We start from the raw sequence: 25580 nt of genomic DNA, 5'->3' as shown, positions 1-25580 counted from the left end.
AGCCATGACGGGGGAACACACAACCGGGAGCTGGGTCGACCCGTCCCGGGTACGCATGGCCAAGTACGGGTTCCTGATAGCCTTGGGAGTCGCCTCGACGGTCTATCACCTCTGGTTCACCCAGCTGTTCCCGTTCGAACAGGACCAACACAAGATCGCCCACCTCGGATTCATGCTCGTCGGGGCGGCTGTCCTCGCGTATACCCCCGAACCCGAGACGCGCCGGGAGCGGTTCGGAAACTACGCGACGCTATTTGAGGCCGCTCTCTCGGCCGTCGTCGCCGTCTACCTCTTTACGGCCTTCAACCGCATCGTCTACGAGCAACTCGGGATATACACCGACCTCGACTTGTTCATGGGGCTGTTGATCATCCTGCTGTTGTTGGATGTCTGCAGGCGGGTTTACGGTCCGATGCTGTCGCTGGTCGGCGTAGCTGGCCTTGTCTATGCGCTGTATGGCCCGTATTTCCCGGGTATTTTGAACCACAATGGAGTTCAGGCCGAACGACTGGTGCAGGGTCTGACAGTTGAGTTCGGCAGCGGCGTCTTCGGCGTCATTGTCGAGGTTTCGGGGACGTTTATTATTATCTTCATGATCCTCGCGGGGCTGTTGGAAGCGTACGGCGCGCTGGAGTATTTCGTCCAGGTCGGAACGCTGATCGGCAAACGGGTCCGGTCCGGATTGGCGCAGATGACGACGGTCGCGAGCATGGGTATGGGGTCGGTCAACGGCAGCGCGGCCGCCAACGCGGCGACGACGGGCGCGTTTACCATCCCGTTGCTCAAGCGTCACGGGCTCGATAGAGATACCGCAGCGGCCTACGAGGCGGTGGCCTCCAGCGGCGGCCAGATTATGCCACCGATCATGGGTGCAGCGGCATTCATAATGGCCGAGATCACCGGGACGAGCTACCTGAAGATTATCGTCGTCGGATTCCTGCCGGCACTCCTGTTCTACGGAACGGTCGCTATCGGTGTTCATCTGACAACCGTCAAAGAAGGGCTCACGAGCGAGATTGACGAGGAAGAACTGACCGACGTAGAGACGGTCGACAGGGATCGGAAAAACGCACTCGATAGGATCTTCGGCCGAACGACAACCGCTGTTTCCTTCGGCCAGATATCGGTTCGTAACCTGCTCGTCGAGGGGCTCGCGCTGTGGGTTCCGCTGGCCGTTCTCCTGTACGCACTGGTCGTTCTCCTGTACGATCCGCTGTACGCAGGGTTCCTCTCGATAATGTCCGCGTTCCCGGCCGCGTTCGTCCAGGGGATCTTTTTTCGCGATGGCTACGGAATCCGCGACTTCCTCGTGGACACTATGGACGGCCTGGGCCGCGGGATGGAAAACGCAGCCCCGATTGCGGTGTCACTGGGCGTCATGAACATCTTCGTCGGTGTATTGAACCTCACCGGATTCACGCAGGTGTTCGCTTCCAGCCTCGTTGAACTCTCGGGAGGCGTGCTTGCGCTGTTGCTCATGTTCGCGATGGTTGCCGCGCTTCTCTTTGGTCTCGGGATGCCAACCGTCGCAGCCTACATCACGGCCGTGCTACTGATCGCACCAGCACTGACCGAGGCCGGTATCGATCTACTCGCTGCGCACTTTTTCGTGTTCTACTTCGCGATTCTCTCGGCGCTGACGCCGCCGGTTGCCATCGCCTGCCTCGTCACGGCAAGGGTCGCAGGCGGGAACTTCTGGCGGACCGCCGGAAAGTCGCTCGTGCTCGGGGCGCCGCTGTTTGTTCTCCCGTACGTCTTCGTCGTCAACGACAGTCTGTTGTTCTGGTCAGTTCCCGCGACACCGATTACGTTCGTCGTCGTGGGAATCGGTCTCGTCGCCGCCGTGGCAGCCATTGTCAACTACTTCTCTGGCCAACTCAGGATTCCGAGTCGCGCCGGGCTACTGGTGGCTGCGGGAGCAGCGATGTTCGCTCCGCTGGCGCCGATGACCGCTGCCGTACAGACCGTCGCAACACTCACCATCTTCGCGTTGCTGTACATGGAGGTGAGATACGATTCCGGATCCGAAACCGGACAGTCCGAACAGGCCTCAGTCGACGACTGACCTGCCCGCCATAGGTCAGCCCGAGACGCTGACCGACACGGTATCGTTCCCAGATTCTAGGGTTTTAGCGGCCACTGGATCTGTCCGTCGCGTCGGCTCAGTTCGTATTTGAGCCAGCGGGCGAGTAGTTCGACGAAGGCCTGTTCGTCCTGTCTGAACGGCTCCGACCGGGGGTCACGAGCAACGAAACAGACCGTCCCGAACAGCTCACCGTCGACTTCGATTTTCGCACCGAGGTAACAGCCGATACCGTACCGCCGGTATGCAGGGTCGTCATCCAGATCTAGTCGCTCGGCGTTGTAGATAGAGAGTAGACCGTCGGATTCGACGGTTCGTCGGCAGTAGGTCTCGGAAAGCGATGTGATGTCGCCGGGGGCGGTGAGAGACGGTTCGCCGCTGGTAGCGATTATTTCATGCGTGCCCGCCTTGGGATCGATTGCGACGAGATGGCCCTGATCGACGGCAAGATACTCGACACCGAGTTCCAGTACGTCGACTAACCGCTGTTCGAACCGGCGATCCAAATCGTTCGTGACCTCGTAGAGTTTCTCTCGGTAGCGTTCGGCCGTCGCCTGTAGCCGCTCCCGTTCGATCTCCTCCGTGATGTCCTTGACCACTTTCGCAAAGCCACGGGAGTCGCCGTTTTCCCGGAGTTCAGTGATGGCCACATCTGCCCAGAACGTGCTCCCGTCCTTCCGAACGCGGAGCCCGCGGTCGGTGGCCTTGCCGCATTCCCCGGCTTCTCGCAGCAGTTGGTCGGGAATGCCGTCGGCCACCTGTTTCTCTGTGTGAAACGTCGAGAAGTGCTCGCCGAGGATATCAGATTCCTCGTACTGCATGAGCTGTTTCGCACCGGCGTTCCACGACTGGATGAGGCCGTCGGGGTCGAGCAGAAACATCGCGTAATTCTCGACCGCATCGACGAGTAGCCGGAACCGCTCGCGCTCGTGTCGCAGTTGTTTGTCGAGTTCTTCGCGGTCAGTCCGGTCACGGACTACGCAGACGGAGCCGTCATTTGCGATACTCGCGACGGTGTGCTCGCCGATGAACTGTGTCCCGTCGGCGCGTTCGAGCAGTGTCTCACCCGTCCACGTCCCGTTCTCGTTGACAGCCGGGAGTATTTCATCATCGACCGTTTTGAGGCTCTCTGCCGAGTGGATTTTCTGCCAGTGTTCGCCCAGAAGCTCGTCGCGCTCGTAGCCGAACGTGGCTGCGTAGGCGTCGTTCAAATAGGTGAACCGACCCTCGTCGTCCAGTGTGCTGATGCCGTCCCAGGCCGCGTTCATTGCGCGGTGACCACGCGTGACTTGCAGTTCGTCTCTGCGGGCTTCGACCGCGTTTTGCACCCTGTTCGCTAGCACCGTGTACTGGGACGTTCCCGGTTCCTTCTGGATATAGTCCGTGACACCTGCGGAGATTGCCTCGGCCGCGATCTCTTCGCTGCCCTTCCCAGTGTAGAGGATGAACGGAAGCTTCGGTGCGTCCTCGCGAATCCGTTCGAGGAACTCCAGCCCGTTCATGCCAGGCATATCGTAGTCGCTGATAATACAGTCATACGTGTCCTGCGGGCGGTCCGTGATGACCTCGTCGACCCGCATCGCGGTGTCGACGCTGAATGAATCCATGGCCCGCTCGAGATATGCCGCAGTTAGATCGGCAAAGTCCGGTTCGTCATCGATATGTAAGACGCGCACTGAACCAACCATCTGTTTGAATGTTGTACAAAAACGCTAATAAGACGTTTGTCATTTCAAAGTAATATCTCCGATTCAGGTTCTGCTACTGGGTAAAAAGTCGAGAGCGTGATAAAGTGTTAGTTCGGATATAACGCCACTGTAAGCCCCGTTTGAACTGTTTTAGGTTTCACACGATCATGAAAAAGACCAACTCCCTTGCGTGTGCAAGCCAGGCAACCAATCACATGATTTACAAACGTACTATAGTACGGGCCTGCTGGGGCAGGGGCCGGTCAGAACCCGCTGTTACTGAGGACACCCGCGGCGGACGAGAGTTCACCACTGAACTTCACGGTGACGTAGAGGCCAGTAAACAGCGTGGCGTTGTACGCGCCGTGGATGAGTGACGGAACGACGATGTTGTCTGTGTACTCGTAGGTTGCACCGAGGATGAGCGACGGAATGAGGAGGGCACACACCCCGACAAGTTTGCCCGTGACCGACCCGCCACTGAGGGCGGGGTAATGAATGCCGGCGAAGATGACGCTCGCGATGGCGACGCCCGAAATCGGGCCGAAGTAGTCCCGAATGCGGCCCTGAACGACCCCGCGGAACAGCAGTTCCTCGCCCGGACCGATGAGGAGGAACGAGGCGGGAATCAACAGGAGGAGGACATCGGGGTTCTCCATGCCGATCTCCGCGGCCTGATTGGTTGCCGTTTCGATGCCGAACATCGAGACGAGCGTTGTGATGATGACGGCTACTACCACGAGTCCGACCATCGCGCTGGCGTAGCCCAGCACGACGATGACGGCCTCGCGGAAACTCGGTACAGAAACACCGATAGTGAACGTCCCGGTGTCTGGCGGATACGAGATGAGTTCGCGGAGCTTCGACCTGATTACCGGCCTGAGCTTGATGTATGCGTACGCAATAGCCGGGAAGGCGATGCCCTGAATCGTTACCAGTCCAAGGACCAGCCTCTGTACTTGCGTTATCTGAACACCTGTGCCGAGTGACAGCGAAAAAGCGATGGTGAGGAGCAGGACCGAGCCGAACACAAGTCCTGTCCCACCCAGCCAGAGCGCCGACAAAAGCGTAAACCCGTACTGGAAGGCCTTCAGGGCCATTTGAAAGACTGGATCTTCCCGGGAATCCGTTGCCATACACTGCTTTGGTCGTGGCGATGTGTAAACAATTCGTTTGGTGTTGGTGTCGTGACTGCCGGCAGAGCCTCAGTCGATCCGCTCTCCGGCCGTCACCGCGGTGTCGAGCCAGTTCGACTCCGGCGGGAGCGGACAGGAGAAGGTGTCGCTATAGGCACAGAACGGCGAGTACGCGAGGTTGAAATCCAGCGTAATCTCGTCGCCGTCGCTCAGGTCGCGGTCGGGTTCCAGTTCCATGTATCGGCCGCCGTCGTAGCTCTGCTGTCCGGTGGTCTTGTCCCGGAACGGAACAAAGAGCGTCCGGGACTCGTCGGCGGCCTGCCGGAACGCGTGGAGTTCGCGGGACTCGCCGTCGAGGTCGAACGACAGCGTCGCGACGTGGAGATAGCGCACCGTTCGGTCGTCGCTCGTCTCCAGATCGACTGACTCCGGCGTCTCGTGGACCGTAACCGTCGCCTCGACCCGATAGTCGTGGTCCGGGTCGAAGTAGCTGAGTCCGTCGAAGTCGTCGCGGTCTTCCGGCGGAATCGGGGATTGGCGGTGCTCCGCGAAGAACCGGTCTTTCTCGTCCCGATTCGCTTGCAACTGTGTCTCCCAGTCTTTGGTGTCTTCGTCCATACAGAGACGGTGGCGGCCACGCAGTTTCAGTCCGGCGACTCGGCGACAGACGAGCGATATCGCAGCGTGAGGGAGTGGGTACCTTATTATACGCCTGGTCCAACTGGATAAATACACAGGGGTGTGTATGGAAGCGACGTTCTACGGTATTCTGGGGGTGGACCCAGATGCCACCGAGGAGACGATAGTCCGCGCCTACCGGGAACAGACGAAAGCGCATCACCCGGACGTGAGTGACGACCCCGCCGCGGGAGAACGGTTCAAGCGACTCACGCAGGCGAAGAACGTGCTCACGGACGAGGCCGAGCGAGCGCGATACGACCGGCTCGGTCACGACGCATACGTCAACAGGCACGTCGACAGCGGCGCGGACGGCGGAACAGCCACGGGCGGTGTCAGTGACATCGCACAGCAGTACGTCGACCAGCGGGTCGACACAGGGACGACGGGCGGGGCAACGGCGAAAGCGACACAGCGGCCCACCCAGACTCGTGGCGGAAGCACGGGCTACGGGACTGCCACAGAGTACTACAAGCCCGGCCAGCGAGTCCGGCCGACACAGCCGTCGGGAGTCGAGACGCTGCTCGATTCACTGCGACGTATCGGTCCGTGGCTATTCGTCCATCTGGCCCTGCTGGTCTGTACGATCATTGCCGCCGTGCTGCTCGCAGTCGGTGGCCTCACCGGGGACCTCTCGCCGGTTGTCGCCAGCGTCATGGCCGTCTCGATGGTGACGATATCGCTGGTCGTCTCAGCGACCCACATGCTCACACACATTTCAGGCTGACCGACGAGGTGTGGTTCGAGCGAGTGCAGTTGCGGCTAGCTGCGAGGCGAGCGACTTGCAGAACAGCCACACTCACGCTAGCGGTCGGAACCAGACAGCAGTGACGAGGACGGCCAACAGGAGATACGACCCGCGAATCAGCAGCATCGTCGCGGTTTCGGGGTCGCCTCGTTGGGCGATAGCCGCAACCGTCCCGAAGACGAGCGCAGCCGCCGCGGCGCTTGGCGGAACCCCGGGCAATGCCACGGACAGCCCGACAATTCCGAGGAGGCCCGCGCCGAACAGGCCGAACGCGAGCCGCCGAGCGCGTTGGTGGCCCAGGACGACGGCGACGGTCCGTTTCTGTATCGACCGGTCGTAGTCGTAGTCCTGCTCGTCGTCGATAATCTTGATGCCGGTCAACAGCAGGAGGAACACGGCCGCGAGACCGAGTGCTCGCGGTGTCAGCGTCGTCACCTGAGCGTAGTAGCCGCCTAGCAACGCCAGCGCGATGCCCGTCGGGTAGCCCATCGTCGCGCCGACGGGGTTCATGTCCAACTGCGGCGCGTGGGTGTACCCGATGACCCAGGTCGGAAGCGTCAACAGCGCCGCGCCGGGACCGACCAGCAGCCAGATGGCCGCCGTACAGAGCGCGAAGCCGAGGGCTGCGCCGATCAGCGCCATGCGACAGCCCGAACCAGTGAGCGGGTGGTCGTCGTCCTCGCCGCGGACGTGGAAATCGACGTAACCGTCCTTGACGTGAGCCGTGTAGACGGCGAAGAACATCGCACCCGCGTGGAGCGCGGCCACCGGCGGCCAGAACCCACCGGAGAGCAACCCACCGAACAGCGAGGTCGCGAGTGGTGGCAGCATAAACACCGGATGGACCTGCGAAGCAAGGGCACTCACGGCCGCGAACGGACCGGTTTCGTGTCGGGCGACTGCCATACGAACTCAAGGCACGGCTGTGGGAAAAATCCCCATCCGCGTTGTTTCGGTACTACCGCCAGTTCGACCGGTCCAGCACGAACCCCGAGATGTGCGAGGCCAATTCTCTGGCAGCCTGTTCGGTATCCGCGTGGAGTTCGCCGGACACCGGGCCGGCCTCGCCACCGACGCCCTCCGTCTCCGATATCGGGTCCGTGGTCGTCGGGTACGGTCGGCGGGACCGGACACGGTCACGAAGCGCCTGCACGGTGGCGTCCGAGAGCTCATACGACAGGTGCTGGAGGTCGTACCGGACGATGAACCCCCGCGTCGCGTCCCTGACGGCGAGGACCGGCTGCCCCCGGTCCCGACAGCGCTCCCAGATCTCGCGCTGGTGTTCCCGCGTGGCGTACACCGGCACGTTCGACGGGGCGAGGTGTTCCATTGCTCATTTGTAGGGACTGGAGGTGTATTATCTTTCGGCAGTGCCCGGCCAGCCGGTTTACCCGCGGTAGCCCGGTGCCACGCTGGTGAGTCACTGCGTTTCGCGTCCGCAGGCAGAAATGCCACGCAGGAAATGTTTAGGGGGAGGGCTGTGTCCACAGGAGTGCTATGGCAGATATCGAAGTCGAGAGTACGTGCGAGGAAGGATACACAGTAGAAAGCGTCATCAACGGCGAATGGGAGCTTATCGTCGACGCGCTGAGCGAGAACGGTCCGTCGCCGAACGAGGTGCTTGCCGCCGACTACGCCTCCTGTTACATCCCGGCGCTACGCGTCGCGGCTGACAAGTACGGGCACGAGGACATCGGCAGCGTCGACGTCGAGGTCGCCGCAGGTCTCGACGAGGACGACGACCTGGAGTACATCGACTTCCACGTCGAGGTCGAAGAGTCACTTGCCGACGAAGAGCAGGACATCGTGGAACTCGCTGAGGACATCTGCCACGTCCATTCGGCGCTGCAGGACGAACTGCACGCCGAAATCACCATCGAGTCCGGCGTCTGAGCAGGCAGGAACAGGGGCTGGCGTTTATTTTTCGCTGATAGTAGGCTTGTCGTCGTCACTCCGGGAACAGCAGTATGACTGAGGACGTGTTGTGATAGCCAGTGTAATCCTCGTCGGCCGAGCAGACTTCGCCGTAGGTTTCGAAGCCGGCGAAGGGCGCGTCGATAGCGCTGTGAATCGTGTCGACAGCGTCGTCGAAGTCGTCGCCGAGTATCATCGCACGGCAGGCACAGTCGTAGACGAACCCACCCGCGACGCTTCCGCCGCGGAGTTCATTGACAGCGTTGTTGGCGGCGTTCCGGACCGCATACACCTGGTCGGATTTATTGCTATGTGTCACCACCACTTCCGTTCCTTCGGAGACAGTGACAGCGAAGTCCAGCGGCCCCTCGGTGTCGGTTGTATGGCCCGGCCATCGGATGTTGTATCCCGTCGTCGAGATGAGTTTACTCTCGATGAAGGTCTTGATTCGGGAAGCGAGTCCGTCCGCGTCAGATTCTGGCTCCGACTCGATACCGAGCTCGTAGCGACCGAGCAACATGACAAGGTCTTCCGACCCTGCTTCCAACTCGTCGACATCGATATCGTACGTCTCCATCGCATCCTCCCGAATCGCGTCTCGCCAGGCCTCGAACGCAGGCCTGCCGTCGAGTTCGTACACGGTGCTTCCCTCTGCTCGGGTTACCGTCATCGCCTCGGAGATCGGTTCGTGGCCGTGGTTGACTGTCACCGGGAGCGGGTCCTCTGAGGCAATGAGCGCGAGGACGACGGCGTCCGTCTCCACGCGGTCGTTCCGGAAGACGTGGGTCTGCTGTAACTGGAGGTCGTCGCCCGCAGACCCCCCGACGACAGGCGTCTCCTCGTCGTCGAGGTACTGCTCGGTGAGTCGAGTGACTTTGTTTCCGATTCCGGCCATGCCGTCGTGAAGGTTGATGAGCGTTCGATGCGGGTACCCATCGACAGCAGGGTCCTCGCTCGCGGGGAGGTCGTGAACGGCTTCGAACAGACAGCGCTCGGGATCAGCGCTGAGTTCGGTCGAGAGGCTGGAGAAGAACCGCATCGAGTCCGACGAAACGACGCCGACTGTGACAGTTCCGTTCCCCGAACCGGCTTCAGTGAACTCTCCAGAGGACGAACAGCCCACGATTTCGGTATCTGAACCGACAACACTCCGAGCGCCCCACAGCACCGCCTCGTAATCGTATGTCGGGGAGCAGAAAATCTGACAGAAGTCCGGTTCGCTGGCCGAGATGGCGTCCATGGCTTCCCGTATGGCGTCCATAGCTGCGGCATCGCCAGAGTCCCCCGTCGCCTGCCCTGTCCCAAACTCAGTAGTCATTGAGATGCAAGTATATCGTGAGCTAACTTAACATATTGGAACCGTTTTGAAGACAATAAGACGTGGCAGTGGGTCGGCCGGAGACGTAACAGTCTGCCCAGAAACGGTGCTTTTTACCGTAGAACACCGCACGGAGCGGGAAACGCTCATACCGCCGGCCCGCAAACACCAGTCCATGAGCGATTCAAACTGGACCGACCGCATCGCCGGCGAACGGATGGCGGTCGACCAGCGGTTCAACGAACAGGTCAAAGCGTCGTCGTTCTCCAGCCAGCAGTGGGGGCTGGTGATGACTGCCGTCGAATTCGAGATCGAGAACCCGGGTGATCCGGACACCGCTCGAATCGTCGCCGATACCTCGAAGCTCTCCAGCGTCATGCCCGAGATGGAGCGGGTCGCCAACCAGGGTCCGATGGGCGGACCGGGCGGTGACCAGTCCGGGAGCTCGGGCGGCCTCCTCTCGGGCGTCAAGGACGCACTTGGACTGGGTGGGTCCAGTGGCGGTGACAAACAACAGGAAGAAGAAGCGGCACGCCTCGCACAGGCGTACGCCGAGCAGTTACAGGAGAAACTGGAGTCGAACGGGCGCTGGAAGTCCGTCTGCGAGCAGGCCCAGGGTTAGTACTCGTCGCCGCCGTGGAACAGCGTTAGCTCCTCGGCCTCGTAGATGTTGATGAGTTCCGTCACGATGTCGTCGTACGATTCGTCCTCGACGCGGAGGTCGTCGAGGCGGTCCACTGTCTCGGCGTCCAGTTCCACGGATGGCATACCCGAACCTTTCACTGGAACACACTTAATTCCCGCCCTCGCTCAAAAACGAACGCGAACAGTAGTAACAAATCAGAACCGAAAACTGTTAATGGTCGTTCTCGGTAGAAACACGACACATGCGACCACTGGGTGACTCACCGCTCGTACGGAACGACAAGACGCTCGTGCTGGCCCACGACCACGGGCTGGAACACGGTCCCAAGCAGTTCAGCGGCGTCGAGGAGCGCCTCGACCCGCGTGAGGTGTTCGAGATGGCGACCCACGACGCCGTGACGGCGCTGGCCGTCGGCAAGGGCCTCGCCGAGACGTACTACCCGAGCTACGAGGACGATGTGAACCTGCTGGCGAAGCTCAACGGCGGGTCGGACCTCTGGATGGGCGACCCGTACTCGCCACAGAACTGGTCGGTCGACTACGCCGCCGAACTCGGTGCCGACGCCATCGGGTACACTGTCTATCCGGGCGTCAACCGCGAGACCGACATGTTCGAGGACTTCCGCCCGGTGCAGGAGAACGCCCGCGACCACGACCTGCCGATTGCGATGTGGTCGTACCCGCGCGGACAGGCCATCAAGGAGCACCGCAGTCCGTCGACCATCGCCTACGCGGCCCGCATCGGCCTCGAACTCGGCGCGGACTTCACGAAGGTCAAGTATCCGCGTGACAAGGAGGCGATGGCCCACGCCGTCCGCTCGGCGGCCGACAACCGCGTCCTGCTCTCCGGTGGCTCGAAGACCTCCGACCGGGACTTCCTCGAACTCGTCGAGGACTGTATGGACGTCGGCGTCGCCGGCCTCGCCGTCGGCCGCAACGTCTGGCAGCGCGACGACCCCTACGACATCCTGGACAAGCTCGAAGGCGTCATCTTCGAGGACGCGACAGCTGACGACGTCCTGTAGGCCATGGACGAGGAGACGCGCCGAGCCGTCGCCGCGGCAGACGAAGCGTTGCCCGATAGCGACGCGCTTCCCGACGCTATCGACGCCGGTCGGGTCGTCTTCGGCTTCGACGGCTACCTCGACCGCGTCCGGGAGGTCGTCGCGGACCGCATCGACCCAGAGAGCCACGAGCGCCTCGCCACGCTGGAGGGGTTCGGCGACCGCATCGACCGCTCCGTCGCCGCCGACAGCTCGCTCTCCTTCGAGTGGCTCCAGCAGGGGAGCCGGACCGGCGGCCACACCAGCCACCTCGCGCGGGCCTTCGGCGGCTGGTCGTTCGACCCCGTGATGGTCGGGATGTACGGTGACCCGGTCCACGACGCCTTCGAGGCGGAGTTCGGCGAGTACGACCTCCACTCAATCGGCGAGCCCGGCGTCACCGACGCCGTCGAGTTCGACGACGGGAAGCTCATGCTCACCGAGATCGGCGACACGATGTCGCTGGACTGGGCCGAACTCGACGCGGCCTTCGGCCACGACCGACTGGCCGGGAAGCTCGACGGCGCGAGTCTGTTAGGGACTGGCTACTGGTCCGAGACGCCGGACTTGCCGACGGTCTTCGACGGGCTCCGTGACCTGTGGGGCGATATCGACGACCCGCCCGAAACAGTGCTTGTCGACCCCGGCGACGTGCGAAAGCTCGACGCCGACCGGCTGCGCGCCGGCCGGGAGGCCATCGGGCGGCTGGACGAGGTGACTGATGTGGTGATCTCCTCGAACCGTGCCGAAACGGGTGTCCTCGCGGACGCCTACGCCGGCGACGCCGAGCGGTCGTTCGCCGGCGACGCCGAGCGGTCGTTCGCCGACGACGCCGAGGCAGTGTTCGAGGCGCTGGAACCGACCTGGTTCGTCGGCCACGGCGTCGAGCGGTCGGTCGCCGTCTCCGGGGACGGTACCGATAGCGTCGCCGTCCCGGCCGTCCCGGACCCGAAACTGACGACCAGTTCCGGCGACCACTTCAACGCCGGGCTGGGGCTCGCGCTCATCGCCGGCCTCCCGCCGGCGGCCGCCGTCGTCGTCGGCAACGCCGTCGCCGGCTACTTCGTCCGGACCGCGGACCAGCCGTCGCTGGCCGACGTGCGTGCGTTCGTCGACGACTACCTCAAAAAGTTCTGAGTTGCTGTCTCCGCGTTCTACGAATCTTTTGTGCCCGCTACAGCCCTCGGACCGTCACGCCATCCCGGAGCGAGTCGATATCGCCCAGGTCGGGAACGGCCGTGCCGGCCTGCTGGACGACCTGCGAGGAGACGGCCACGCCGGTCCGGAGCGCCGTCTCGTCGTCCGCGCCGGCTTCCCAGGCGCTCAGGACGCCCGAAAGGAGCGCGTCGCCGGCCCCGACGGTGTCGACGACGTCGATGTCCAGCGCTTCGGCGTACAGGTTGCCCGCGTCGCCGACGAGGACAGCGCCGTCCGCGCCGAGAGAGGCCAGCACGCGGTCGAAGCCCCGCTCCCGGAACTTCTCCGCCGCGTCCGCACACCCCTCGACCGTGGAGACATCGGCCCCGGTTGCATCGCCGAGCTCGTCGCGGTTCGGCTTACAGAGTCCGTACTGGGCGTCGAGTTCCCGGAGGACGTCGCCACCGGTGTCGACGATTGTCTCCCAGTCGCCGCCGGTCGCGATGCGGTCGATAGCGTCGGGGGACAGCCCCGGCGGCAGGCTCCCACCGACGAGCACGCGGTCGGGGGACTGCGCTCGCACCCGTTCGAGCAGCGAGTCGACGACCGACTCGCCGACGGTCGGCCCGGCCTGGTTCAGTTTGTACTCCTCCGCGGCCGCGATAGCGGTGGTGTTGAGACGCGTCGTTCCGTCCACGTCGACGAAGGCCGTCTCGACGCCGTCGCCCTGCAGGGTCTCTCTGATGAACGACCCGGTGAACCCGCCCAGCAGTCCCGTCGCGACGCAGGGGCGGTCCATGGCCGTGAGCAACTGCGCGGCGTTGATGCCCTTCCCGCCCGCGTCGAACTGCGCCTCGTCGGCCCGCATCACACGGTCGGGAGCCATCTGCTCGTCGAACTGAATCGTCTGGTCGACGGCGGGGTTGTAGGTGACGGTGACGATCATGTGCTGACCTCCTCGACGGTCACGTCGGCGTCCGCGAGTGCCGTGGCGAGCGCCCCTGACGGGCTGGCGTCAGTGACCAGCAGGTCGACCTGGTCCAGATCGGCGAAGCTGACGAAGCTCCGGTCGCCGAACTTCGACGCGTCGGCGACCAGCACGACCCGGCGGGCGCGCTCGACCATGATCTCCTTGACGGCCGCCTCGTCTTCATTTGGCGTCGACAGCCCGGCGGCGCTGTCGAGGGCGTTCGTCCCCAGAAACAACAGGTCGAAGTTCATTCGCCCGATGGCTCGCTCGGCCATCGGGCCGACGAGCGCCCGGGTCCGCGGTCGGAGACTTCCACCGGTGAGTTTCGCATCGACGTCTCGCTCGGCCACTTCGGTGGCGAGTTCCGGCATATTCGTCGCCGCGACGTAGTCGGTGTCCGGAATCGCACGAGCGACTTCCATCGTCGTCGAGCCCGCATCGAAACAGACCACATGGCCCTCACGGACTTCCTGTGCGGCTCGCTCGCCGATGGCCTGTTTCTCCGCGTAGTGGTCAACCTCGCGCTGGCCGTACGGTCGTTCTGTCCCGGCGGAGGACGCCGGTACTGCGCCGCCGTGGGACCGCTTGATGCGGCCTTGCGACTCCAGGTCCCGGAGGTCACGGCGGATCGTCGCCTTCGAAAACTCGAGTTCCGCGGCCAATTCCGACACTGAACAGCCGTCTCGCTCTGTCACCAACTGGACGATAGTGCGCTTTCGCTCGGCCGGGAGCATTCTCTCTGCTGTGATTGTTTCGCTTCGGTTTTACCTCTTTCTATCGGACCGTGCTTGTTTCTGCCCGGATAGAACGCGAGAAAACTGCCTACAGCTCGTCGATTACCGCGGCGGTCACGTCCTCAGTGGATGCGTCGCCGCCCAGATCCGGCGTTCGGGGACCCGAGTCGAGCACGGACTCGACGGCCGACCGGACAGCATCGCCCTGCTCGTCGTATCCGAGGTGGTCGAGCAGCATCGCGGCGGAGAGAATCATCGCCGAGGGGTTTGCGATACCCTCGCCGGCGATGTCCGGCGCGGAGCCGTGGACCGGCTCGAACAGCGCGTTCTCCTCGCCGATGTTGGCCGACGGCAGCAGACCGAGGCCGCCGACGAGGCCAGCGGCGAGGTCCGACAGCATGTCGCCGGCGAGGTTCGGACAGATGACGACGCCGTAGTCCTGCGGGTTCATCACGAGGTGCATCGCGAGCGCGTCCATCAGCGCGGTGTCGTAGGACGCGTCCCGGTCCTCGCCGACCGCCGAGGCCGTATCGAGGAACAGGCCGTCCGTGGTGCGCATGACGTTGGCTTTGTGGGCAATCGTCACATCGTCGTACCCGTTCCCCTTCGCGTAGCTGAAGCCGTACTCGGCGATTTTCTCGGAAGCGTCCTCGGTGATGACCCGGGTGCAGGTGGTGACGCCCTCGGAGATTTCGCTCTCGATGCCCTTGTAGACGCCCTCGGTGTTCTCCCGGATGAACACGATATCGGTGTCGGGCTGGACGGCGTCGAGCCCCGGATACGAGCGGGCCGGGCGGACGTTGGCAAAGGAGCCGACGACCTGCCGGAGGGGCAAGATGACGTCGGCCGCCGTCTCGCCGGCCGCGCCGAACAGCGTCGCGTCGGCGTCGGCCGCCAGATCGCGCGTTTCTTCGGGCAGCGCCTCGCCGGTTTCTGCCTTCACTGCGTCGCCGGCCGCACCTTCGACGAAGTCGAAGTCGACGGCGTCGATGGCCTCAAGCACTTCGACCGCGGCGGGTGTGACCTCCTGTCCGATCCCGTCGCCGGGAATAACGGCTATCTCGTGTGTCATAGCAGGAGGCACGTAGTCGGCCGGTGAAAGTGGTTCGGTTCGCCGTCTCACACGTAGCGCTCGGGCGGTGGCAGCGTCCGTCGAGCGGGAGTTTCCGGAGCGGATCCGAAGCGGTTGACTCCGGGGTCCGCCATACTCGTGGAACGCGTCAGCGGTGGACCGTCTCGACACGGCGAGCCAGAGGGTGACTCTGGGTCGAGACAGGGATGGCAGCGCGGTGGCACGGCTCCCCAGCGAGCGCATCGAACTGGTGGAGGGCCGAAGCGACGGGAACAGCGCGTCGCCAGGGACCGTGCGCACCCGAGTATTGTGGTGGTTAATATGTATTTACTACCACAATACTATGGAAACTACTGATACCATAGATACTACAGATACAAAAAATACAATCAATACTATCGGTCCAGCAGGGACCACTGCTGTCGAAGCAACGATACCAAGCGCCGGTCACGGCAGAGGGTGGCTTAGCTCAGAGTTTGTGTCGGAAGGCGTGGAGGACGTTCTGCCCGGTTTCGGTCAGTTCGACCTGTTTCGTCCGGCCGACATCGCTGACCGCGATGTACCCGTCTTCGACCAGCGGGTCGACGATGTTGGCGTTCAACAGCGCGAACTTCGCCTTCTCGTTTGCCGGGTCCGCGTCGTCGATGAACGAAAGCCCGGCGTCCTCGGCGAACCCGATGAGGTCTGACTTCTTGGCGGTGTAGGTGTCCGTGTTCGTCCGCTTGAGATAGTCCAGTACTGCGACCTGATCGCGGGAGATGGCTTCGATGGGGTACGACGGGAGGACCTCCGCGCGCTCCATCCCGCGAGTGAGTGGCTCCGCTGAAATCGGCGGGACGTGTTCCTCGGGATGGACGTAGTAGGCCGTCGCCGCCGTCGCCATACACGCGATGGCGCTTCCGATGGCCGCTACTTTCGGCCCGCTGGAGACGTTGACGCGCACGATATCTTCCGGATGGTCGGCGGTCAGCGTCGTCACGACCGCCAGCACGTCGTAGAGGTCATGTAGATCCGCGCAGTGCAGGTCGACACTGACGCCGTTGGCGTCCAGTTCTTCGACGAGCGCCTGCTGGTACGGCGTCAGCCGTGACGGCTCCGTCGTCGCTGTGAGGAGGTACACGTCGTCAGCGTTGTGCTGGTGAATCGGTTCGGCGATCCGGTCGCGTTCGTGCCCCAGCGGCGCGATGTGTATCTCCCGAATCTGGTCCATGCAGGAAGAACGCGCCCCGCACAGCTATTGGTCTTGCCATCTCCGGGACAGACCTCTCCTGTGGCACGACCGTCGGATTACCGACCTGGCCGTGAACGGAAAATGATCGCGCTGCGCTCACGGCACTGCCGTTCGCGCGTTCGAGGTCGCAAGCGACCTCGCTAGTCGTCCGCTTCGATATCCGACCGCGTCTGGTCGAGGTACGGCAACTGCGAGGCCGTCTCCTCGATAGCGTTCCGGTTGGCCTTCATCAGCGCCGTCGTGTCCCAGTTGCCCTCGACGAGGGCCTCACGCTGGGCGCGGTCGACGCTGACGTTGATCTCGTTGTCGCCGTAGGTGACTGTCTCCGCCCGCACGTCGACCTCAATCTCGCCGTCGGGGTTGTCATCAACCCATTGCTGGAGCGCGTTGATCGTCTCGTGGTCGGCAGTGACCGTCGGGATGCCAAGCGCCAGACAGTTCCCGGCGAAAATCTCGGCGAAGCCCTCACCGATGATCGCGTCGATGCCCCATCGCATCAGGGCCTGGGGCGCGTGTTCGCGCGAGGAGCCACAGCCGAAGTTGTTGTTGACGACCATCACGTTCGAGTCCTGAAACCGCTCCTCGTTGAACGGGTGGTCCTTCTCGTTGTCCTCGTCGTCGAACCGCAGGTCGAAGAAGGCGAACTCGCCCAGCCCGTCGAAGGTGACGACCTTCATGAACCGCGCCGGGATGATCTGGTCCGTGTCGATGTCGTTCCCGCGAATCGGGATGCCAGACCCCTCGACGTAATCGACCGACGGGATGTCTTCAGTGGGGTCACTCATGCCAGAGCCACCTCCTCTAGGTCGCGCACGTCAGACACCTCGCCGGTGATGGCCGCAGCGGCCACCATCCGTGGGTTCATCAGGACGGTCCGGCCGTCCTTGCTGCCCTGCCGGCCGACGAAGTTCCGGTTGGAGGAGGAGGCACAGGCCTCGTCGCCCTCCAGTTGGTCCTCGTTCATGCCCAGACACATCGAACAGCCGGCGTTTCGCCACTCGAAGCCGGCTTCCTCGAAGATGTCCTTCAGGCCTTCTTCCTCGGCGGCGCGCTGGACGCGCTGGCTGCCGGGGACGACGAACGCTCGCACGTCGTCGGCGACTTCGCGGCCCTTGACGATGCGGGCCGCCCGTCGCAGGTCAGGCAGCCGAGCGTTGGTACAGGAGCCAAGGAAGGCAACGTCGATGTCGTAGCCCTCCATCGTCTCGCCGGGCTCGACGCGCATGTGTTCCTGAGCGCGACGGGCGGTGTCGACCTTGTCGTCGGCCAAGTCCTCGGGCTCTGGAATCGGATCGTCGATGCCGATGCCCTGACCGGGCGTGGTTCCCCATGTGACGACGGGGTCCAGTTCGCTCGCGTCGATCTCGACGACGTCGTCGTATTCGGCGTCGTCGTCCGAGCGGATGGACTCCCAGTACGGCTTGAGTTCCTCGAACTTCTCGGGGTGCTCCTGGAAGTAGTCCGTGCCTTCGAGCCACTCGTAGGTGGTCTCGTCGGGGTTGACGTAGCCCGCGCGAGCGCCGCCCTCGATGGACATGTTACAGATGGACATCCGGCCTTCCATGTCGAGGTTCTCGATGGTCTCGCCGGCGTACTCGTACACGTAACCGACGCCCCCCTCGGTCCCGAGCCGGCGGATAATTTCGAGGATGATGTCCTTTGCCTCGACGCCCTCGTCGAGTTCGCCGGTGACCTCGATCTTGCGGACCTTCTGTTTCTCCATCGCGATGGTCTGGGTCGCCAGTACGTCGCGGATCTGGCTCGTCCCGATACCGAACGCGAGCGCGCCGAACGCGCCGTGGGTCGAGGTGTGGCTGTCACCACAGACGATGGTCTTGCCGGGCTGGGTGATACCCTGCTCCGGGCCGATGACGTGGACGATACCCTGGTCGCCCGTCGTTGGGTCAGAGAACTGGATACCGGCGTCCCGGACGTTCTCTTCGAGTTCGGCCATCATCGTCTCGGCCGCGTCGTCGCTGTAGGGCCGGTCCTGATTGGCGGTCGGCACGATGTGGTCGACCGTCGCGTGAGTCAGGTCCGGGCGTGCGACCTCAAGCCCGCGCTCTTTGAGCATCCCGAAGGCCTGCGGGCTGGTAACCTCGTGGATGAGGTGCAGCCCGACGAACAGCTGGTCCTGGCCGTTCGGCAGGGTCGTGACCTTGTGCTGGTCCCATACCTTGTCGTACAGCGTTCCCTGGCTCATACTGTCTCGTCCCGTCCTTCCGTTCCGCGCTCGTACGCCCGAGTGACACCCTCGTCGGGTGCTTCGTGGTCGATGTCCTCCATCGTCTCGTCAGTCTCCTCCTCCGCGTCGCGTTCGCCGCCGTCGGCGGCCACGACCGGGCCGCGGCGAAACACCGCGCCGAAGGTCCCGTTCGTCTCGGGGTGGGTGTGCTCGATGCTGCCCATCGTCGTACGCGATTCGCTCTGTTCGCCGTCCATCGTATCCGTGTGTTCCTTAGTCATCTGCTGGGGCTTCTGTCTTCTCTGCGTCGGCGTCCTCTCCCCACGCGAACAGGTCGCGCAGGTTCTCGCCGACGGCTTCGATCTGGTGGTTCTGTTCTGCGTCGCGGTACTGCTTGTAGGCGGGCCGGTTGGCCTGGTTCTCGTTGATCCACTCGCGAGCGAACTCGCCGTTCTGGATCTCTTCGAGGATTTTCTCCATCCCTTCGCGGTCGATGACCTCTTCACCGCGGGTGAGACCGCCGTACTCGGCGGTATCGGAGACGGAGTTCCACATGCCCATGTGGCCGCCCTCGTACATGAGGTCGACAATGAGCTTCAGCTCGTTCAGACACTCGAAGTAGGCCATCTCCGGCGCGTAGCCGGCGTCGACCAGCGTCTCGAAGCCGGCCTTGACCATCTCGGTGACGCCGCCACAGAGGACAGCCTGCTCGCCGAAGAGGTCCGTCTCGACCTCTTCCTGGAAGGAGGTCTCGATGACGCCAGCGCGGGTACAGCCGATGCCCTTCGCGTAGGCCAGCGACTCTTGCTTGGCGTTGCCGGTCGCGTCCTGATAGACCGCGATGAGACCGGGCGTCCCCTCGCCGCGCTCGTAGGTCCGGCGCACGAGGTGGCCGGGCGACTTCGGCGCGACCATCGTCACGTCGACATCCTCCGGCGGTTCGATCTGGCCGTAGTGGATGTTGAAGCCGTGTGCGAACTGGAGCGTGTCTCCGGCGTCCAGTTCGTCCTCGATGGCCTCGTAGACGGCCGGCTGAATCGTGTCCGGGACGAGCATCACGACGCGGTCCGCCTCGGCAGCGGCCACGTCGGGCGTCTCGACGCGGAGACCCGCGTCCTCGGCGTCCGCCCAAGACGACGAGTCCTCGCGGAGGCCGACAATTACGTCGACGCCGGACTCGTGGAGGTTCAGCGCGTGGGCATGGCCCTGTGAGCCGTAGCCCAGCACGGCTACGGTCTCATTGTCGATAGTCGATACGTCAGCGTCCTCGTCGTAGTAGACTGTTGTGGTAAGTTCGTCAGACATCTTTCTCTAGTGTTTTCGGGCCGCGTTCCAGTGCGGCGGCCCCGGTTCGCACGATCTCCTGCACATCGAACTGCTTGAACGCCTCGATGGCGGCGTCGATCTTCTGCTTGCTGCCCGTGATCTCGACGGTGACCGAGTCGGTCGACGCGTCGACGGCCTGGCCGTCGTACATGTCGGCAACGGCGTTGACGTCGTCTGGCTTCTCGCCGCTGACTTTCACCAGTGCGAGCTCCCGACGGACGGCCTCGCCTTCGAGTTCCCTGACCGAGACGACGGGCACGAGCTTCCGCAGTTGCTTTTTCGCCTGATCGATTCCCGGTTCCGGCTCCTCGATGAGAATCGTCATCCGGGCTGTGTCGTCGTCGACTGTTGGCCCGACGGTCAGGCTTTCGATGTTGAACTGCCGTCGGCTGAACAGCGCCGACACCTCCGAAAGCACGCCCGGCCGGTGTTTGACCAGCGCGGACAGCACCGCCTGTCGCGGCTCGTGTGTCACTTCGGCCTCGGGGTCGACGCGGATGCCCTGCGTGTTGCGTCGGCCCTTCGGGCGCATCCGTTCGTCCGGCGCGGGGCCTGGCATTCCTCCAGTCATTGTTAGATCATGTCCAGATGGTCTTCGTTGAGCGCGAACAGGCCGTTGTCACCGCCGCTGGGGACCATCGGGAAGACGTTCTCCCCGGGGTCGATGTGAGCGTCGATGACGCTCGGGCCGTCGTAGTCGCGTGCTTCCTGTATCGTCTCCTCGACGTTCTCGTAGGATTCGAGCGTGAACCCGCGTGCGCCGAAGGCTTCGGCGAGTTTGTCGAACTGCGGGATCCACGGGTACTCGGAGGCCATCCGGCGGCCTTCGTAGAAGCCGTCCTGCCACTGGCGGACCATCCCGACCGCCTCGTTGTTGAGGACGACGTAGGTGATGTCCAGTTGCTCGCGCACCGCAACAGAGAGCCCCTGCACGGTCATCAGGAACGAGCCGTCGCCGTCAAAGCAGACGACTTCCTGATCCGGCGCAGCGAGTTTCGCGCCGATGGCGGCGGGCACGCCGTAGCCCATCGTGCCAAGGCCGTGGGAAGACACCCACGTCCGGGGCTCGGTGTACTCCCAGAACTGGGAGGCCCACATCTGGTGCTGGCCGACGCCGGTACAGACAATAGTGTCGTCCGGCGTCATCTCCGAGAACTGCTCGACGACGTACTGCGGCTTCAGCGGCTCGTCGTCGGGCGTGTCGTAGTCCATCGGGTACTCATCTTTCCAGGTCTGGCACTGGTCGCGCCACTCGTCGGCGTCCGGCGCACGCGGCATCGCGTCGAACAGCTGCCGGAGCACGTTCCGGGCGTCTCCGATGAGTGGGTAGTCAGCGTAGACGTTCTTGCTGATTTCGGCCGGGTCGATGTCGACGTGGATGACCTCCGCGTCGGGGGCGAAGGAGTCGACGCCGCCGGTCAGGCGGTCGTCGAAGCGCGTCCCGATGGCCAGCATGCAGTCGGTGTTGCTAATCGCCATGTTGGCGTAGCCGGTGCCGTGCATCCCGGCCCACTCAAGCGAGAGTTCGTGGTCCTCGGGGAAGCTCCCGATGCCGGGCATCGTCGTGATAACCGGGATCTCGTACTCCTTGGCGAACTCCCGGAGCGCGCTCGACGCGTTCGCCTTGATGACGCCGCCGCCCGAGAGGATGACCGGACGGTCGGCCTCGGCCAGCGCCTCGACGGCCTCCTGGACGTCCTCGTCGTCGGCTTCCTCGGGCACCTCGTAGGTATCCGGCGTCTCCGGCCTGCCGGGTTCGACCTCGGTTTCGCCCTGGGTCACGTCCTTTGGCAGGTCGACCAGCGTCGGTCCCTGCCGGCCGGCGTCAGCGAGCGCGAACGCTTCGCTGACGTCGTCGCCGACGGTGTCGGAGTCGGCGGCGAAGTAGCTCTCCTTCGTGATCGGCTGGGTGATGCCGACCGTGTCCGTCTCCTGGAAGGCGTCGTTGCCGACGAACTCCGTCGGGACCTGGCCGGTTAGTGCGATGACGGGGTCCGAGTCCATGTTGGCGTCGGCGATGCCGGTCACGAGGTTCGTCGCACCGGGGCCGGAGGTGGCGAAACAGACGCCGGGGTCGCCGGTGACGATTCCGTACGCGTCCGCCGCGTGTGAGGCCCCCTGTTCGTGGGCCATCGTGACGTGGTTGATGTCGGAGTCGTACAGCGCGTCGTAGACGGGCATGATCGCGCCGCCCTGGACGCCGAAGACGTAGTCTGTCCCGGCGTTTTCAAGCGCACGGATGACCGATTGCGCGCCCGTCGTGACCGGCTCCTGTTCTGTTTCTGACTCCGTTTCTTCCGCTTCCTTGGGGACGGATGCACGTTCGCTCATCGTGTCATCCCTCCGTCTGTTCGTGTTCGGGGTCGATACCGCGGTGATGTGTATGCTGCGTGCATGACTGGTGACTCTGTGGTGTTCAGGCGAATCGATTCGGCCGGGGGTGAAAATGTGAAATGAGGGGCTATAGTGCCCCTACAATACGCACGCCGAGAATAGCGGTCGCGGTGCTGGCGGGTGGTCGAACCTGACGCCCAGCAGCCGCGGTCATCACATCCAAATGCAGTTCGTCCCGAATAATAAACGTTCTGTGATAGCTGTTGGCGGACAGCCACTCGGAACCGGGTACTCACCGGTAGCTGCTCACTCGTAGTGACGGCCGGAAGCGAGGTCATCGGCCTACGCCCGGACCTCCTCGCTTTCCTCGGTCACGCCGATCTCCTCGGCGAACCGTTCGAGCACCGACATGGTGACCTGTTCCTCCGCGCCGTACTCCTTGACGCGGCGGGTCACTTCTCTGACCTCCGCCTCGGTCGGGTCGTAGCCCGCGTCGACGAGCCGTTCCCGGACCGAGTGGGCCCCGGTGTGCTTGCCGAGCACGAGTTCGCGGGTGGCCCCGACCATCTCGGGGGTCATGACGCCCGGCTCGAACGTGTCGGAGTTCTCGATGACACCGGCGGCGTGGATACCGCTCTCGTGGGAGAAGGCGTTGCGCCCGACGACGGGCTTGTTCGCCGGCACCCCGATGTCGGACTTCTCCTCGACGATCCGCGACAGCTCCGTGATGCGGGTGGTGTCGATTCCGGTGTCGACGTCGTACAGCGACTCCAGCGCCATCACGACCTCTTCGTAGGCCGCGTTGCCGGCGCGTTCGCCGATGCCGTTGACCGACACCTGCGCCTGACTGGCTCCGGCCTCGAAGCCGGAGATGGCGTTGGCTGACGCCAGTCCGAAGTCGTCGTGCGTGTGCACGTCGATGTAGGCGTCGGTGCAGTCGTCGACGATCTCGATAAGGTCGTAGAACCGCCGCGGCGTGGCGACCCCACAAGTGTCCGGAATGTTGATCCAGTCCGCCCCCGCCGCGGACGTGGCCTCGATGACTTCGACGAGGAAGTCCTCGTCAGTCCGAGTCGCGTCCATCGGGGAGAACATGCACTCGACGCCCGCGTCTTTGATCATCTCGACACAGTCGACTGCAGTGTCGAGTGCCTCCTGACGGGTCGCATGCATGGAATCCTGCAACTGTACGTCCGACGTCGAGACGAAGGTGTGGACCATGTCCACACCAGAATCCAGAGCCGCCTCGATGTCTTTCTCGACCACACGCGCCAGTCCGCAGGTCGTCACTCGCGTGGACTCGGCGATGTCGCGCACTGCCTCGAACTCTGCATCGGAGTTGACGGGGAACCCGGCCTCGATGACGTGGGTGCCCATCTCGTCGAGCAGCGCAGCTATCTCGCGTTTGTCCTCGTAGTTGAACGACGTACGTGGTGACTGCTCACCATCGCGCAGCGTGGTGTCGAAAATCCGTGCGTCTGTTATCTCAGACGTGGAATCCAGTGTGCCCTGGAAGAACTCGATCCGCCGGAGATTCCGACGTGCCCTCGTTGTTGGACATAAGCACCCGTAACTGGATGCTTCCACTATTTATACTTGTCCATAGGGCGGTGATATGTGCACACGACACACGGTCACGACCGCCGCCGGTGCGACTGCCGCGCGTCAGACGGTTTGGGGAGGATTTTTGCTCCGTCCGCGCATGGATGTGGCTATGAGCGATTTCGAGGGGCTGGACCTGCAGGCCGTGGAGGACCAGATGGACGAGGACCGTGACGGGGCCGGCAGCAACCGCGTCGTGCTGGGCGTCCTCGACGGGTCGGAACCGCCCGAGCAGTGGATCAACACCATCGAAAACGGGTCGGTCCTGGTTCTCAACGTCGAAGGCGACCTGAACGAACTCGCCGCCGGGTTCGCCCGGCCGGTCCGGGAGGCCGGCGGCGAACTGATGCACTTCCGCGGCTTTCTGATTGTGACGCCGCCGGGCGTCAGTATCGACTCCGAGCGGCTGGATTGAGCCGCAGAACGCGCTGTGGCCTCTGGACAGCCCTATTCTGGGCGATACGGTTCTATGGGAAATAGCGGGAGGAACGGTTTTCCTGACGCCGCAATATCTGGCCAGGCCGCTCACGGAGGGAGAAATCGCTGCAGCAGTCCATGCCACACGCGGATACCCCGGTCCCACGCTTGCCAGTAGGTGTCGAAGAACCGGGGCGAACCCCTGTCAGTGTGGCTCGGTCGGGTCGTGATCTGGGCGTGGCAGTCCGGACAGCGGTAGTGCGTGCCGCCGTGGTGCTCGACCACCATCCAGTCGCCGTCGTACCTGCTCCGGTGCCCACAGTCCGGACAGAACAGCGTCGCCTTCGCAGGGGCTTCCTGTTCGGCCCGGGAGTCAGTCGGGGACATCCTCGGGTGAAACGTGGCCGCCGACACGAAAAGAACCTGCCTATGAGGTGTCTATACAGCTACTAATACGGGGGTAGTCATTATATTCGCTTCCGGCGGATTCACCCCCGGTACCACTGGTCCGCTACGCCGACACCGGCGGTTGTCTACGCCGACACCAGCGTCAGGTAGTGGCCGTCCCGGTCCCTGATTCGGACGCCGTCCTCGACCGAGGTGACCGAAAGCGCGTCGTCAGCGACTTCTCTGGCCGTCGATTTCGGGTCTTCGACGACGACGCCGAAGTCGACGTGAACCCCGCCACGGGCGTCGGCGATACCGAGCCGTGGCGACCACAGTTCCAGGTCGAGCTCGCCCGTCGAGAGCCTGACCCGGCCCTCTTCGCGGCCGTCATCGACCAGTTCGAACCCCAATGTGGTGTAAAATTCTACTGCCGAGGACAGGTCCTCGACTTCGAGGACGAGTTCGAACAGTCCAGTAACGCCAGTCCCATCAACCGCCCGCTCACCAAGTTCCACGCAGTTGCCCTGTGGGTCGTAGAAGTACAGCGAGCGCGCGTCTCCGAAGGTGTGTTCGACCAGATCGAAGCGCTCGTCGAGTCGGTCGTACCAGTCATCGTACTCCCGCTCGGGAATTGTGAGCGCGTAATGTGTGTGGAGCCCGCCGCGCGGAACCGTCCCCGGCGCGCGGAGCCTGAGTTCGGTGTCGCCGGCCGCGAGCACGGCCTCGTCGGGAGCCTCTGAGAGTACGTCGAGTTCCAGAAAGGCCTCGTAGAACGCTGTTGCACGGTCCGGATACTTCACCTCCAGTGTGAGCCAGGCGGGCGAGGAGAGCATATCGGTGCTTCGGCCGCCACCGACAAAGCCGCTGTGGACGACGTTTCGAAGGCGAAACAACCCCAGCACGCGAGTTTCCCGTTCTCGACCATTTATTCA

The 25580-nt window shown here is 63.5% G+C and carries 27 protein-coding genes; 7 read left to right on the top strand and 20 right to left on the bottom strand.

What is annotated here, in order from left to right; all coding sequences use genetic code 11:
- The first annotated feature begins 4 nt into the window (after positions 1-4).
- Positions 5-2065 carry a TRAP transporter fused permease subunit gene (locus AV929_RS13035; protein ID WP_064288462.1) on the top strand — a complete coding sequence of 687 codons (2061 nt, stop codon included), beginning with the start codon at positions 5-7 and terminating at the stop codon, positions 2063-2065.
- A 56-nt stretch (positions 2066-2121) separates the two neighbouring features.
- On the opposite strand, the gene AV929_RS13030 is transcribed toward AV929_RS13035, so the two are convergent.
- The 3 genes from AV929_RS13030 to AV929_RS13020 all read right to left on the bottom strand — a co-directional run bounded on the left by AV929_RS13030 (position 2122) and on the right by AV929_RS13020 (position 5525).
- Positions 2122-3771, bottom strand: a complete 1650-nt coding sequence (locus tag AV929_RS13030) for a PAS domain S-box protein (RefSeq protein WP_064288461.1) — start codon at positions 3769-3771, stop codon at positions 2122-2124.
- A gap of 263 nt (positions 3772-4034) precedes the next feature.
- The gene (locus AV929_RS13025; protein WP_369802670.1) at positions 4035-4871 is read right to left on the bottom strand and encodes a lysostaphin resistance A-like protein; all 837 of its coding nucleotides are present in this window, start codon (positions 4869-4871) and stop codon (positions 4035-4037) included.
- A gap of 105 nt (positions 4872-4976) precedes the next feature.
- Positions 4977-5525 (bottom strand): DUF1684 domain-containing protein, encoded by a 549-nt coding sequence (locus tag AV929_RS13020; RefSeq protein ID WP_008309944.1) that lies wholly within the window; start codon positions 5523-5525, stop codon positions 4977-4979.
- A 127-nt stretch (positions 5526-5652) separates the two neighbouring features.
- On the opposite strand from AV929_RS13020, the gene AV929_RS13015 reads away from it, so the two are divergent.
- Entirely contained in the window at positions 5653-6312 is a 660-nt protein-coding gene (locus tag AV929_RS13015; protein WP_014039985.1) for a DnaJ domain-containing protein, read from the top strand.
- A gap of 72 nt (positions 6313-6384) precedes the next feature.
- On the opposite strand, the gene AV929_RS13010 is transcribed toward AV929_RS13015, so the two are convergent.
- Positions 6385-7239 carry a UbiA family prenyltransferase gene (locus AV929_RS13010; RefSeq protein WP_023843193.1) on the bottom strand — a complete coding sequence of 285 codons (855 nt, stop codon included), beginning with the start codon at positions 7237-7239 and terminating at the stop codon, positions 6385-6387.
- Between the two features lie 52 nt (positions 7240-7291).
- On the bottom strand, positions 7292-7663 hold the full coding sequence (locus tag AV929_RS13005; protein ID WP_050037796.1) for a hypothetical protein: 372 nt from the start codon (positions 7661-7663) through the stop codon (positions 7292-7294).
- Positions 7664-7830: 167 nt separating this feature from the next.
- Here AV929_RS13005 and AV929_RS13000 point away from each other — a divergent pair, with 167 nt between their 5' ends.
- The gene (locus AV929_RS13000; protein WP_050007744.1) at positions 7831-8226 is read left to right on the top strand and encodes an OsmC family protein; all 396 of its coding nucleotides are present in this window, start codon (positions 7831-7833) and stop codon (positions 8224-8226) included.
- Positions 8227-8281: 55 nt separating this feature from the next.
- On the opposite strand, the gene AV929_RS12995 is transcribed toward AV929_RS13000, so the two are convergent.
- Positions 8282-9565 carry an FIST signal transduction protein gene (locus AV929_RS12995; protein WP_064288459.1) on the bottom strand — a complete coding sequence of 428 codons (1284 nt, stop codon included), beginning with the start codon at positions 9563-9565 and terminating at the stop codon, positions 8282-8284.
- A gap of 175 nt (positions 9566-9740) precedes the next feature.
- Between AV929_RS12995 and AV929_RS12990 the strand changes: the two genes are divergently transcribed.
- Positions 9741-10187 carry a DUF5799 family protein gene (locus AV929_RS12990; RefSeq protein WP_064288458.1) on the top strand — a complete coding sequence of 149 codons (447 nt, stop codon included), beginning with the start codon at positions 9741-9743 and terminating at the stop codon, positions 10185-10187.
- Here the strand turns inward: AV929_RS12990 and AV929_RS22395 are convergent.
- Positions 10184-10333, bottom strand: a complete 150-nt coding sequence (locus tag AV929_RS22395) for a hypothetical protein (RefSeq protein WP_008309953.1) — start codon at positions 10331-10333, stop codon at positions 10184-10186. The genes AV929_RS12990 and AV929_RS22395 overlap by 4 nt on opposite strands.
- A 119-nt stretch (positions 10334-10452) precedes the next feature.
- Here AV929_RS22395 and AV929_RS12985 point away from each other — a divergent pair, with 119 nt between their 5' ends.
- Positions 10453-11235 carry a class I fructose-bisphosphate aldolase gene (locus tag AV929_RS12985; protein ID WP_004962592.1) on the top strand — a complete coding sequence of 261 codons (783 nt, stop codon included), beginning with the start codon at positions 10453-10455 and terminating at the stop codon, positions 11233-11235.
- Positions 11236-11238: 3 nt separating this feature from the next.
- Entirely contained in the window at positions 11239-12390 is a 1152-nt protein-coding gene (locus AV929_RS12980; protein ID WP_064288457.1) for a hypothetical protein, read from the top strand.
- Between the two features lie 37 nt (positions 12391-12427).
- Here the strand turns inward: AV929_RS12980 and pfkB are convergent, their stop codons facing one another.
- The 11 genes from pfkB to AV929_RS12925 all read right to left on the bottom strand — a co-directional run bounded on the left by pfkB (position 12428) and on the right by AV929_RS12925 (position 23829).
- A complete protein-coding gene (gene pfkB / locus AV929_RS12975; RefSeq protein WP_064288456.1) occupies positions 12428-13336 on the bottom strand; it encodes a 1-phosphofructokinase in 909 nt (302 codons plus the stop codon).
- Entirely contained in the window at positions 13333-14094 is a 762-nt protein-coding gene (gene glpR, locus AV929_RS12970) for an HTH-type transcriptional regulator GlpR (RefSeq protein ID WP_014039978.1), read from the bottom strand. The genes pfkB and glpR overlap by 4 nt, the downstream gene beginning before the upstream one ends.
- An 88-nt stretch (positions 14095-14182) precedes the next feature.
- Entirely contained in the window at positions 14183-15166 is a 984-nt protein-coding gene (locus AV929_RS12965) for an isocitrate/isopropylmalate dehydrogenase family protein (protein ID WP_014039977.1), read from the bottom strand.
- Positions 15167-15635: 469 nt separating this feature from the next.
- Positions 15636-16376: a DUF6293 family protein gene (locus AV929_RS12960; RefSeq protein ID WP_008309964.1), complete on the bottom strand. Its 741-nt coding sequence runs from the start codon at positions 16374-16376 to the stop codon at positions 15636-15638.
- Positions 16377-16537: 161 nt separating this feature from the next.
- Entirely contained in the window at positions 16538-17182 is a 645-nt protein-coding gene (gene leuD / locus AV929_RS12955; RefSeq protein WP_014039975.1) for a 3-isopropylmalate dehydratase small subunit, read from the bottom strand.
- Positions 17179-18600, bottom strand: coding sequence for a 3-isopropylmalate dehydratase large subunit (leuC, locus tag AV929_RS12950; RefSeq protein WP_064288455.1), 1422 nt, complete (start codon positions 18598-18600; stop codon positions 17179-17181). The genes leuD and leuC overlap by 4 nt, the downstream gene beginning before the upstream one ends.
- Positions 18597-18863, bottom strand: a complete 267-nt coding sequence (locus AV929_RS12945; protein ID WP_023843192.1) for a hypothetical protein — start codon at positions 18861-18863, stop codon at positions 18597-18599. Before AV929_RS12945 ends, leuC begins: the two co-directional genes overlap by 4 nt.
- The gene (gene ilvC, locus AV929_RS12940) at positions 18856-19887 is read right to left on the bottom strand and encodes a ketol-acid reductoisomerase (RefSeq protein ID WP_014039972.1); all 1032 of its coding nucleotides are present in this window, start codon (positions 19885-19887) and stop codon (positions 18856-18858) included. The genes AV929_RS12945 and ilvC overlap by 8 nt, the downstream gene beginning before the upstream one ends.
- Positions 19880-20467 carry an acetolactate synthase small subunit gene (gene ilvN, locus AV929_RS12935; RefSeq protein WP_005535182.1) on the bottom strand — a complete coding sequence of 196 codons (588 nt, stop codon included), beginning with the start codon at positions 20465-20467 and terminating at the stop codon, positions 19880-19882. The genes ilvC and ilvN overlap by 8 nt, the downstream gene beginning before the upstream one ends.
- Before the next feature lie 14 nt (positions 20468-20481).
- Positions 20482-22239, bottom strand: a complete 1758-nt coding sequence (gene ilvB / locus AV929_RS12930; protein ID WP_064288454.1) for a biosynthetic-type acetolactate synthase large subunit — start codon at positions 22237-22239, stop codon at positions 20482-20484.
- A gap of 345 nt (positions 22240-22584) precedes the next feature.
- A complete protein-coding gene (locus AV929_RS12925) occupies positions 22585-23829 on the bottom strand; it encodes a LeuA family protein (RefSeq protein ID WP_014039970.1) in 1245 nt (414 codons plus the stop codon).
- Positions 23830-23956: 127 nt separating this feature from the next.
- Here AV929_RS12925 and AV929_RS12920 point away from each other — a divergent pair, with 127 nt between their 5' ends.
- Positions 23957-24259, top strand: coding sequence for a DUF5779 family protein (locus tag AV929_RS12920; RefSeq protein ID WP_064288453.1), 303 nt, complete (start codon positions 23957-23959; stop codon positions 24257-24259).
- Positions 24260-24369: 110 nt separating this feature from the next.
- Here AV929_RS12920 and AV929_RS12915 read toward each other — a convergent pair whose 3' ends face one another.
- Together AV929_RS12915 and AV929_RS12910 are read right to left on the bottom strand one after the other, a co-directional pair.
- The gene (locus AV929_RS12915) at positions 24370-24648 is read right to left on the bottom strand and encodes a hypothetical protein (protein ID WP_014039968.1); all 279 of its coding nucleotides are present in this window, start codon (positions 24646-24648) and stop codon (positions 24370-24372) included.
- Between the two features lie 146 nt (positions 24649-24794).
- Positions 24795-25481 carry a VOC family protein gene (locus AV929_RS12910; RefSeq protein ID WP_064288452.1) on the bottom strand — a complete coding sequence of 229 codons (687 nt, stop codon included), beginning with the start codon at positions 25479-25481 and terminating at the stop codon, positions 24795-24797.
- Between the last annotated feature and the right edge of the window lie 99 nt (positions 25482-25580).

The organism is Haloarcula sp. K1 (assembly GCF_001647155.1).
Classification (GTDB): Archaea; Halobacteriota; Halobacteria; order Halobacteriales; family Haloarculaceae; genus Haloarcula; species Haloarcula hispanica.
The sequence above is the reverse complement of the archived record's forward strand: the minus strand, read 5'-3'. Positions and strand labels throughout refer to the sequence as shown.

Bases quoted from the DNA above. Each gene is read 5' to 3' on its own strand.
- ilvN (WP_005535182.1), bottom strand. From the start codon at position 20,467: ATGCCAGGCCCCGCGCCGGACGAACGGATGCGCCCGAAGGGCCGACGC.
- AV929_RS12910 (WP_064288452.1), bottom strand. From the start codon at position 25,481: ATGCTCTCCTCGCCCGCCTGGCTCACACTGGAGGTGAAGTATCCGGAC.
- AV929_RS13025 (WP_369802670.1), bottom strand. From the start codon at position 4,871: ATGGCCCTGAAGGCCTTCCAGTACGGGTTTACGCTTTTGTCGGCGCTC.
- AV929_RS13005 (WP_050037796.1), bottom strand. From the start codon at position 7,663: ATGGAACACCTCGCCCCGTCGAACGTGCCGGTGTACGCCACGCGGGAA.
- AV929_RS13015 (WP_014039985.1), top strand. From the start codon at position 5,653: ATGGAAGCGACGTTCTACGGTATTCTGGGGGTGGACCCAGATGCCACC.
- glpR (WP_014039978.1), bottom strand. From the start codon at position 14,094: ATGCTCCCGGCCGAGCGAAAGCGCACTATCGTCCAGTTGGTGACAGAG.
- AV929_RS12990 (WP_064288458.1), top strand. From the start codon at position 9,741: ATGAGCGATTCAAACTGGACCGACCGCATCGCCGGCGAACGGATGGCG.
- AV929_RS12920 (WP_064288453.1), top strand. From the start codon at position 23,957: ATGAGCGATTTCGAGGGGCTGGACCTGCAGGCCGTGGAGGACCAGATG.
- AV929_RS13020 (WP_008309944.1), bottom strand. From the start codon at position 5,525: ATGGACGAAGACACCAAAGACTGGGAGACACAGTTGCAAGCGAATCGG.
- AV929_RS22395 (WP_008309953.1), bottom strand. From the start codon at position 10,333: ATGCCATCCGTGGAACTGGACGCCGAGACAGTGGACCGCCTCGACGAC.
- leuC (WP_064288455.1), bottom strand. From the start codon at position 18,600: ATGAGCCAGGGAACGCTGTACGACAAGGTATGGGACCAGCACAAGGTC.
- AV929_RS12980 (WP_064288457.1), top strand. From the start codon at position 11,239: ATGGACGAGGAGACGCGCCGAGCCGTCGCCGCGGCAGACGAAGCGTTG.
- AV929_RS12985 (WP_004962592.1), top strand. From the start codon at position 10,453: ATGCGACCACTGGGTGACTCACCGCTCGTACGGAACGACAAGACGCTC.
- AV929_RS12960 (WP_008309964.1), bottom strand. From the start codon at position 16,376: ATGGACCAGATTCGGGAGATACACATCGCGCCGCTGGGGCACGAACGC.
- leuD (WP_014039975.1), bottom strand. From the start codon at position 17,182: ATGAGTGACCCCACTGAAGACATCCCGTCGGTCGATTACGTCGAGGGG.
- AV929_RS12915 (WP_014039968.1), bottom strand. From the start codon at position 24,648: ATGTCCCCGACTGACTCCCGGGCCGAACAGGAAGCCCCTGCGAAGGCG.
- AV929_RS13000 (WP_050007744.1), top strand. From the start codon at position 7,831: ATGGCAGATATCGAAGTCGAGAGTACGTGCGAGGAAGGATACACAGTA.
- pfkB (WP_064288456.1), bottom strand. From the start codon at position 13,336: ATGATCGTCACCGTCACCTACAACCCCGCCGTCGACCAGACGATTCAG.
- AV929_RS12995 (WP_064288459.1), bottom strand. From the start codon at position 9,565: ATGACTACTGAGTTTGGGACAGGGCAGGCGACGGGGGACTCTGGCGAT.
- ilvB (WP_064288454.1), bottom strand. From the start codon at position 22,239: ATGAGCGAACGTGCATCCGTCCCCAAGGAAGCGGAAGAAACGGAGTCA.
- AV929_RS12965 (WP_014039977.1), bottom strand. From the start codon at position 15,166: ATGACACACGAGATAGCCGTTATTCCCGGCGACGGGATCGGACAGGAG.
- AV929_RS13030 (WP_064288461.1), bottom strand. From the start codon at position 3,771: ATGGTTGGTTCAGTGCGCGTCTTACATATCGATGACGAACCGGACTTT.
- AV929_RS12945 (WP_023843192.1), bottom strand. From the start codon at position 18,863: ATGACTAAGGAACACACGGATACGATGGACGGCGAACAGAGCGAATCG.
- AV929_RS13035 (WP_064288462.1), top strand. From the start codon at position 5: ATGACGGGGGAACACACAACCGGGAGCTGGGTCGACCCGTCCCGGGTA.
- ilvC (WP_014039972.1), bottom strand. From the start codon at position 19,887: ATGTCTGACGAACTTACCACAACAGTCTACTACGACGAGGACGCTGAC.
- AV929_RS13010 (WP_023843193.1), bottom strand. From the start codon at position 7,239: ATGGCAGTCGCCCGACACGAAACCGGTCCGTTCGCGGCCGTGAGTGCC.